This is a genomic window from Arthrobacter sp. NPDC055585, from assembly GCF_053619115.1.
In genome coordinates, this window is record NZ_JBSHIT010000005.1 from 286,403 (window position 1) to 293,733 (window position 7,331).

General features: G+C 66.9%; 4 protein-coding genes and 1 other RNA gene. 2 read left to right on the plus strand and 3 right to left on the minus strand.

Features of this window, described 5'->3' with window-relative positions:
- The first annotated feature begins 128 nt into the window (after positions 1-128).
- Complete coding sequence (locus ACWGQ2_RS11195; protein ID WP_452017218.1) at positions 129-1,064, plus strand: ABC transporter ATP-binding protein; 936 nt, start codon at positions 129-131, stop codon at positions 1,062-1,064.
- A complete protein-coding gene (locus ACWGQ2_RS11200) occupies positions 1,061-2,122 on the plus strand; it encodes an ABC transporter permease (RefSeq protein WP_452017220.1) in 1,062 nt (353 codons plus the stop codon). Before ACWGQ2_RS11195 ends, ACWGQ2_RS11200 begins: the two co-directional genes overlap by 4 nt.
- Before the next feature lie 15 nt (positions 2,123-2,137).
- On the opposite strand, the gene recR is transcribed toward ACWGQ2_RS11200, so the two are convergent.
- From recR to ffs, 3 genes are all read right to left on the minus strand, one after another.
- On the minus strand, positions 2,138-2,734 hold the full coding sequence (gene recR / locus ACWGQ2_RS11205) for a recombination mediator RecR (RefSeq protein ID WP_422402234.1): 597 nt from the start codon (positions 2,732-2,734) through the stop codon (positions 2,138-2,140).
- Positions 2,735-2,780: 46 nt separating this feature from the next.
- Complete coding sequence (locus ACWGQ2_RS11210) at positions 2,781-6,053, minus strand: DNA polymerase III subunit gamma and tau (protein WP_452017223.1); 3,273 nt, start codon at positions 6,051-6,053, stop codon at positions 2,781-2,783.
- Between the two features lie 77 nt (positions 6,054-6,130).
- An RNA gene (gene ffs, locus ACWGQ2_RS11215) (signal recognition particle sRNA small type) lies at positions 6,131-6,226 on the minus strand.
- Positions 6,227-7,331: the final 1,105 nt, after the last annotated feature.

Genomic DNA, 7,331 nt, shown 5'->3' on the forward strand with positions numbered 1-7,331 from the left:
ACATGCCGCTCAACGTGTACTTAACGAATCCCCGGCCGGGAAAGTTGCGCGCGCTGCGGACCCGGACTTGCCGCGACATATACCTGCAGGCGCCTCCGGGCGGGGTATCCGGACTATAGGGTGGCCCGATGGGGACTACTGAACCGGGCGGCATTGCCGTCCAAGGGGTTACGCGCAGCTTTGGAGCGGTCCAGGCCGTCAGCGGAATGACGCTCGAGGCGCCTCCCGGCACCGTCACGGCCCTGATTGGGCCCAACGGTTCGGGCAAAACGACGCTGCTGCTGATGCTGGCGTCCCTCCTGGCCCCGGATTCGGGGACCATCCGGATCGCCGGTGCTGATCCGGTGCTGGATCCGCTCGCCGTCCGGCGTTCCGTGGGCTGGATGCCGGACACCCTGGGAGTCTGGGACTCCCTGACCGCGACTGAAATCCTGGTCACGATGGGCAAGCTGTACGGCATGGCACCTGCTGCCGCCGCGCAGCGGGCCGGGGAGCTGCTCACCGAGGTACGCCTGGCAGACTTCGCGGACAAACCGGCCCGGGTCTTCTCCCGCGGCCAGCAGCAAAGGCTCAGCCTGGCCCGCGCGCTCATCCACGACCCGGCTGTGCTTCTGCTTGATGAACCGGCCTCCGGCCTGGACCCAGGCTCCCGGGTGGAGCTTCGACTGCTCCTCCGGCGCCTCGCTGCTGCCGGCAAGACCATTCTGGTGTCCTCCCACGTGCTCTCCGAACTGGACGAGATGGCAGACCGTGCCGTGTTCGCCTCCGGCGGTAAGACAGTCAAGACACAAAGCCTGGACGACGCCGGCACACAGGTCCGCTGGTATGCCGTCAGCGCCCGGAACACGGGTGCGCTGCTGCGGGCGCTGGAAGCCCGGGGCCTGGCCGCAGCCGTGGGGGAAGGAACCCGGCGCAGCCACGTGCGGGTGCAGCTTGGCGGTGAGGACCATGCCGTGGACGTGCTGCGGCACCTGGTGGCGTCCGGCGTTGAGGTTTATGCCTTCGCGCCGGCCACCGGAGCACTCGAAGAGACCTACATGAGCCTGGAGGCCGAGAAGCCATGAGCACAGCACTCAGCCCGCAGCAGGCGGGACTTGGTTACTTCAACGGCGTAGGGACTGTCTTTGCACTCGAGATGAAACAGCGGCTGCGCTCCCGCGGCTGGTACATCCTGCTGGCAGTCTGGTTTGTGGTGATCGGACTGGTGGCTGCCTTCACCGCCTGGGTGACGGACCAGCAGACCACGGCAGGCCAGGTGCTGTTCGAACTGATGGTCGCCTTTGTGCTGTTCTTCGGGCTGCTGGTGGCGCCTGCCCTGTCCGCCAACGCCGTCAACGGAGACCGCGCAGCCGGAACGCTGGCAGTTCTGCAGGTAACCCTGCTGCGTCCGGGCCAACTGCTGGCCGGCAAATGGCTGGCGTCCTGGGTAGCATCCCTCGGGTTCCTGGCCGCGAGTGTCCCGTTCCTGCTGTGGGCGCTGGCGCTGGGCGGGGTGAACCCCGGCATCGCCGCGGTTTCCCTGCTCATGCTGGGCATCGAGCTGGGGGTGGTGTGCGCGCTGGGCGTGGCGGTGTCCACACTCGCCAACCGGCCGCTGTTCTCGATCGTGGTGACCTACATGCTGGTGGCACTGCTGTCCATCGGCACCGTCATCGCCTTTGGCCTGAGCACGCCGCTGGTCCGCGGAACCGTGGAGGCCAACATGCCGCAGTGGGAGGAAGACGCCTACCTTCAGCCTTCCGGCAGCGAGCCTGGATTCAGCTGTGTGGGTCCGCTGTTTGAAGCGGATGTCTACCACACGGACCGCACCGCCTGGCTGCTGGCCGCGAATCCCTTTGTAGTCCTGGCAGACGCCCTTCCGTACTCAGGCGACGACATGAGCGGGGGCCCGCTGCAGGGAATTGGCGAGGCCGTTCGATACGCACAGGCAGGAGCCGAGTCCAGCGGACCGCAGTGCCTCAACGGTGAGCCGCGCGAGTACGGCGTCCCGGCGTCGTCGTTCCCCGTCTGGCCGCTGGGATTGGCCGTGCAGTTCGCGGGAGCGGCGCTGGCACTGGTGCTGGCCTGGCGCCGGCTGCGCACGCCCGCACAGAGGCTGGCTGCGGGAACCCGGATCGCGTAGGAAGCTGGAGAACCGTTAGCTGAGGCTGCGGCGTCCTTCGAAGGCGCGGCCCAGGGTGATCTCGTCAGCGTATTCAAGGTCGCCGCCGACCGGCAGGCCGGAAGCCAGCCGGGTGACGGTGATGCCGAGGGTCTTGAGCATCCGGACCAGGTAGGTGGCCGTGGCCTCGCCTTCCAGGTTCGGGTCAGTCGCGATGATGATCTCGCTGATCTGCTCATCGGAGAGCCGGCTGAGCAGTTCACGGATGCGCAGCTGGTCAGGGCCGACACCGGCGATGGGGTTAATTGCCCCGCCCAGGACGTGGTAGCGGCCGCGGAAGGAACGGGTGCGCTCGACGGCGATCACGTCCTTGGACTCCTCGACCACGCAGATCATGGTGGGGTCCCGGCGCGGATCGCGGCAGATGTTGCAGGTCTCCTGCTCGGTGACGTTGCCGCACACCTGGCAGAACTTCACCTTTTCCTTGACCGTCACAATGGCCGAAGCCAGCCGGGACATGTCCTCGGCATTGGACTCAAGGATGTGGAACGCGATCCGCTGGGCCGACTTGGGGCCCACGCCGGGGAGGCGGCCCAACTCGTCGATCAGTTCCTGAACCGCACCTTCGTACACGTGGCCTTCTTAGGGAAATAGTTGTTGTCCGGTTAGTTGCTCGCGGCTACCGGTGGACGCCGTGGCCGTCGAGGCTGCGTTCCTCAATCAGCCGTCCGCCCAGGATCCGCTCGATTGCCTTACGGCCAACCAGCCCGGAATCTTCAAGCGTCACATCGTCGGCGCTGGGAACATCTTCGACGTACGCCAAGTCTACGTTGCCGCGGGCTGCGGACGCCGGGGCCCCGCCGCCGCGCTGGGCTGCCTCGTTTAGCAGCTGCTGGTAGCGGCTGAGTTTCTGGCCCGGGCGGTGTGGACCGGACTGGCTGCCCTGTTCTGTGGCGCCCGACGGCGTACCCGGCTGCTGCGCGGAGCTGCCGTTGGTTCCCGGTGCTGCCGCGTACGCGCCTGCCCCTGCCTCGGCGCCGGCCGGGCGGGTACCGGTTTGGCTGTTGCTCTGGTTCGAGCTTGTGCCGGCTGCCTGCGCGGGGCGGGAAGTGGATGTGTTTGCCGGCCGGTCGGCTGGCTGGTGGGCAGCAGAGCCGTGGGCTTCCGGTGCCGGATGACCTGCCGGTCCGCGGCCTGCCCCGGCCGGGGCGCTGCGTGTGCCGGAACCAGTGCCCGGGCGGGTGGCTGTTGTGCCGGCCCAGTTGGTACTGGCCCATTCTTCATCGCTGACCGCGCTGCTGACATGAATGTCATCCGGAACGGCAGCTGTTTCCCAGGCGTTGCTTTCGGGCACGTCGGCCGGTTCGGAGGGTTCCTGCGGCCAGTCCTCGGGCAGCGGGGCGCTGCTGCGCGCCGATCCGCCGCTGCGGGACGGCATGCTGCCCGAAGCGCTGTCACCGTGAGCTCGGCCCGGGCGAGAACCGGCCGCTCCAGTGCTGGCTGCGGCTGGGGACTGTGGTCGCCGGGGAGGCTGCGGGGACAACGGAGCTTCCGGAGCTGGCGAAGGTGCCGTGGCTTCCGGAGCTGCAGGAGTCACGCCTGCAGGAGCTGCAGAAGTCGCTGGGCCTGCCGGAGTTGCAGGGGCAGCCTGGGGTGCCGGCTGGTGTGCCTGGGTTTCCGGTCCGACCGGCCGTGCTGCGGCCTGGTGCCCGGTTTCCTGTCCGGCTTCAGCCGTGCGCTGAGCTGCAGCGGGGCCGGCGGTTGCCGCGCCGGTCTCCGGGCGTACGGAAGGAGCAGGTGCGGAAGGACGCGCCGGAGTCTGTGCCGGTGCGGAAGACTGTGCCGGAGTCTGTGCCGGCGGGGTCAGCCGGCTACCAGCTTTTGGGCCGGGTTCACCCGCTGACGCGGTGCTGTCATGTACGGCGTTGACCTGGCAGTCCACGCCGAGGACCTGGTGGATGGCCTTGCGGAGGTTCTCCAGATGGTCAGGGCGGTTGAAGTTGGTAGCCGCGCCGGGGTTGGAGAAGGCAAGCTCAAGGACCCGGCCGTCGAAGGAACGCGGCGACGCGTTCTTGCTGACGTTGAGCCAGGTGGCACGGCGGATGCTGGTCAGGGCATCCATGATTTCCGGCCATGCCCGCCGGATCATTTCGATCTGGCCGGGACCGGCAGCTGACGGGGCGGCAGACTGTCCGCCGGCGTTCGGCTGCGGCTGGGCCGTGGGCGCTGGAGGGGTTGCCTGTGCACTGCCAGGAGCAGGGGCTGACTGGGCCGGCCCGGACTGCTGGGCCTGGGGCCGTGCAGCGGGATCCTGCCGCTGGGGCTGGCCCTGCGCCGGGGCACCGGGGGCCGGTTCCTCCCGTTGGGCGGTTTGCCGTGCGGGCTGCTCCGGCTGGACCTGCGGGACGGCGCCGTGCTGCCCCTGCCCTGCGGTCTGCTGTGTGGCGGCTTCGCGGGACACATCGTCCCAGGTCCGGCTCGGAGCGGGGGATGCGGGCGCTGAGCCGGAGTCAGGCTGGGTTCCGGCTCCCGTCGGACGGGTGCCCGACGAGGCAGGAACGGCCGGAGTAGCCCACGTTCCACCCCAGTCTGCTGCTCCGCTGGAGGAAGCTCCGGAGTCGGCAGTAGTGCTGGAGGCGGCCGGAGCGGACTCCGGCGCCGGGGCACCGGCTGCAGGTGCTGTCGGCTGCTGCGAAGCGGCCGGTGCAGCGGCAGGCCCGGAAATCTGCTCCGGAACCTGCGCGGCGCGCTGCTGGGGAAGGCCTGCGGCGGCCGGGGCGGCGTCGCCCGCGTAGCTCAGCCGGCGTTCAATCCGGTCAACCCGGGCGGCAGTGCCGCGTTCGGACTGGTCGGCTGCGGGAAGCAGGATACGCGCGCAGAGCAGCTCAAGGTGAAGCCGCGGAGAGGTGGCGCCGGTCATTTCGGTCAGCGCCGTGTTGGTGATGTCCGCTGCGCGAGAAAGTTCGCTCCCGCCAAACTGGGCAGCCTGTGTGCGCATCCGGTTGATCTGGTCTTCCGGCACACCGCGGAGAACGGCCGCAGCGGCGTCGGGCATGGCATTGACCACAATCAGGTCGCGGAAACGTTCCAGGAGGTCTTCCACGAAGCGGCGGGGATCCTGCCCGGTCTGAATGACCCGGTCCACGGCGCTGAAGACGGTGGCGGCATCGCCGGCGGCAAATGCATCGACGACGTCGTCGAGCAGCGCCACGTGGGTGTAGCCAAGGAGATTCACGGCCAGCTCATAGTCCAGGCCGGATTCCCCGGCGCCGGCCATAAGCTGGTCCAAAACGGAGAGGGAGTCGCGGACGGATCCGCCGCCGGCGCGGATCACCAGGGACAGTACGCCCGGGGCAACCGGGACGCCTTCCTGCACGCAGAGCTTCTCGAGGTAGGCCAGCAGCGGCTCCGGCGGAACCAGCCGGAACGGGTAGTGGTGGGTGCGGGAACGGATGGTGCCAATGACCTTGTCCGGTTCCGTGGTTGCGAAGATGAACTTGATGTGTTCCGGCGGCTCTTCCACGATCTTCAGCAGGGCGTTGAACCCGGCGGAGGTGACCATGTGGGCCTCGTCGATGATGAAAATCTTGTAGCGGTCCCGGACGGGAGCGAAGGTGGCCCGCTCGCGCAGATCGCGGGCATCGTCCACACCGCCGTGGCTGGCAGCATCAATTTCGATGACGTCCAGGCTGCCGGCGCCGTTGCGGGCGAGCTCAACGCAGCTGTCGCAGGTGCCGCAGGGGATCGGCGTCGGGCCCTGGGCGCAGTTCAGGCACCTGGCGAGAATCCGCGCAGAGGTGGTCTTGCCGCAGCCGCGCGGACCTGAGAAGAGGTAGGCGTGGTTGACGCGGTTCTTTGAGAGGGCCGCCATTAGCGGCTCGGTGACATGCTCCTGGCCGATCACGTCCGCGAAGCTCTCGGGACGGTAGCGGCGGTAAAGGGCTGTACTCACAGATAGAACCTTATCGGTTGGCACTGACGGTTCGCATCCGGGCCCGGCGCGGTGGAAAACCCGCTGTTTCCGGATAAATTAAAGACCCCCCATGCACCTGCCAGAGCCCGCTTACCCTTGCTACCTTCCGGTCCTGGGGGAGTTCACAGGATGACACCACATGAGGGGCCGGGAACAAGTCTACCCGATATTTTGGGTGCCCTGTCCGGGGCCCCGGGACACTGAGCCGGCAGCAGATTGTGGCAGACCAGACAGCGGACGACGCCGGCACCCGGCGCTGTGGGCAGGTGCGGACCAGCTGTGAGCAGCCGCGGACCAGCTGCGCGCAGGTTCCGGGTAAATGGTGGGCAGCGGCCGGGGTATTTCATGAGAGCTGTATTTCATGAGAGCCAGTGCCCGTGCCTGCGGAGGCACCAGGCAGGCGACTGTGTGCCCGTCTCCTATATAGGGGCCCTATGTACGGGTTCTATATAGGAGGGCAGCGGGGCCCGGCTGCCCTCGATGGATGCTGTGCAGGGAAGGTCCACGCCCATCCCTGCAGGGAGCCTCTCTGTATAGAAGCCCAACTGGGCATGACCCTCCTGTATCGGAGCCCCTCTGGGCACGACCCTCCGCTAGGGCTGCTATATAGAGAGCGCCTGCTGTGCAACCGGGACGCAGGGCCTCACCGTAGGAGCCCGCGGCCCGGCGTCCTGTGCCCCTCTATATAGGAGCCCTCAAAAGGGTGCGTATATATAGGGGGCCCGCCAAAAGCAGGACACGTGCACCGCGCTGGCGGAGAGGGGCCGTGCGGCTTTCATGCGGGTGTTGATCAGGACCAATAATTCATCAGTTTGGTGACCATATGCAGGGTGTCGCAGGACACGTCTTTCCGATTTGCACAGCCGCCCGGAGGCCTGTAATGTTTTCTGAGTCGCCGCGGCCGGGACGCTCACGAAGCGCCCGAAGCATGGCGGCCAAACCCCAACTTTCTTTCGATGGTGGATCTGCTGCGCGCTTTGTGTGCCGGCGGGAAGCCTGGGACTGGATGCTGGGTTCGGAAGGGCTGGAATAGCCGGTTCGATTGAAATTCTTCAGAATTCACCGAATTGCTAAAACGGTCCGGATGGAATAAGCTAGTAAAACACCACAGCGGTGCGAAAAGAAAAGAAAGTTCCCGGTTGGGAATGGTTTTTCCGAGTAGGCCGGATGTGCCTGTTGTTTGAGAACTCAATAGTGTGCCAAGTTTATTGATACCGATTATTTATTGATTGGTTGAATTGGCTGTCCTGCCCACCC

Bases quoted from the DNA above. Each gene is read 5' to 3' on its own strand.
- ACWGQ2_RS11195 (WP_452017218.1), top strand. From the start codon at position 129: ATGGGGACTACTGAACCGGGCGGCATTGCCGTCCAAGGGGTTACGCGC.
- ACWGQ2_RS11200 (WP_452017220.1), top strand. From the start codon at position 1,061: ATGAGCACAGCACTCAGCCCGCAGCAGGCGGGACTTGGTTACTTCAAC.